The sequence below is a fragment of the Arthrobacter sp. 10T419 genome (genome assembly GCF_056394105.1).
The window spans coordinates 1-417 of sequence record NZ_JBFTHF010000055.1 but is presented as its reverse complement, the minus strand read 5'-3'; the positions used below and the strand labels follow the sequence as shown (position 1 = coordinate 417).

The following is a 417-nucleotide window of genomic DNA, read 5'->3' as shown; positions in this document are numbered from 1 at the left end:
GCATCATGCGTACCCGCCTTTCCGCAAGGTCATAGGGTCCCCGCTTGAAATTGCATACATTGCCAGCCGTTTCTGAGATGACATCCAGGGCCCGCGAGAAACCGGATTGCCGATACACGGCCGAGTAGATGAGGGGAGGCGGCATTGGATCGGTCCGGACTACGCGCAGCAGGCCGTCATTGATATCCGAGGCGAAGTAGTCGACCGCTAATTGACTGACGCCCAGTCCCTCGATCGTTAACTCCCGCAACACCGTGAGGCTGTTGGTGGAAAAGACCTTCTTGAACTGGAATCCGTGTTCACGGTTCCAGGAACCATAGAACGCATTCTTTGCAGAGCCGGCCGCCTGTTGCAACACCGGATATTCGGCAAGCTCATTGGGCTTGAGTGGGCGATCGGGGATGTCCAGCTTTGGGC

Annotated in this window: 1 protein-coding gene; it reads right to left on the bottom strand. The window is 57.1% G+C overall.

Annotation, left to right across the window (positions count from 1 at the left end; genetic code table 11):
• Positions 1 to 417, bottom strand: a 417-nt coding sequence (locus AC1DBD_RS17850) for a substrate-binding domain-containing protein (protein ID WP_476982726.1), incomplete at both ends; no start/stop codon positions are given.